Source organism: Mycolicibacter sinensis (assembly GCF_001673565.1).
Taxonomy (GTDB): Bacteria; Actinomycetota; Actinomycetes; order Mycobacteriales; family Mycobacteriaceae; genus Mycobacterium; species Mycobacterium sinense_C.
The window spans coordinates 1-906 of record NZ_LZMF01000052.1 but is presented as its reverse complement, the minus strand read 5'-3'; the positions used below and the strand labels follow the sequence as shown (position 1 = coordinate 906).

At 63.5% G+C, this 906-nt stretch carries 1 protein-coding gene and 1 pseudogene; one reads left to right on the top strand and one right to left on the bottom strand.

The genetic code is table 11. The features are described from left to right. Positions 1-309: pseudogene (locus tag A5648_RS08460) on the bottom strand (PGRS repeat-containing protein); the annotation flags it as partial. Between the two features lie 283 nt (positions 310-592). Here A5648_RS08460 and A5648_RS23745 point away from each other — a divergent pair. Continuing rightward, positions 593-906 (top strand): hypothetical protein (locus tag A5648_RS23745; RefSeq protein WP_131810540.1); only part of this gene is annotated, 314 nt, incomplete at its 3' end.

Sequence of the window (906 nt, the reverse complement as noted above, 5' to 3'; positions counted from 1 at the left end):
CGCGAACATCTGGTTCACCACACCGTTGACCTGCGACCCGAAGTCAGAATTGATCCAGTCCTGCAAGGCCGCGTGCAGCGGTGTGTAGAAGTCGAACGCGGCAGCACCAGCGGCCGATCCGGCCAGCGCATCGCTGGACAGATCCGACGCGGTGAACAGGTCGTCGAAGTGCCCGGACAGGTTGCCCCACGCGGTGGGATCAAACAGGTCGGAAAGGAAGTCATCGAAGTCGGCATTGGCCGCCGGCGCCGCCGCCAACGGCGCCATTCCAAAGGCCAGGAACGCGCCGACTGTCGACGCTGCGCCCACGATCCGCCGGCTCGAACCGCCCCTGCCTGAACTCCTGCTGACCGTGGCACCGCGCCGAACAACCATCATTGCCCCCGTTCCCCGTATAAGCCCTTAGCGCTGTAACGCCTTGTTAACATGCGCATTAGGAACAGCACAGTAGTTGCGCTAGCGTCAATTGTCTACCGGAAGCCTACAAACTGCGACTATCTCATTCGTTTGGTACGGTTTTTCGCACTAGCGGTTCCGCTAGAGTCGCCCAATATGCACCGAAGTCGCTAGTCAGCGCAGGGAGGTCGGTCCGATGTCTTATCTTCTGGGAAAGCCAGGGAAGCGCCGTGCGCGCGGGCGCCGCGGCGAACTGAGGACAGCACCTGCAGCGCTGGGGATCCTCACAGCCGTCGGCCTCGCAACGCTGACGTCGGTCCCGGCCGCCCGGGCCGACTTCGACGATCTGTGGGCCGACCTGTTTGACCCGAGCGCCTGGGGCAACCTGAGCGATGACTTCAACGGTCTGTTCGTCGCGGCCGATCCGGCCAGCGATCGCTGGACAGATCCGACGCTGGTGCTGCCGCGTTCGACTTCTACACACCGCTGCACGCGGCCTTGCAGGACTGG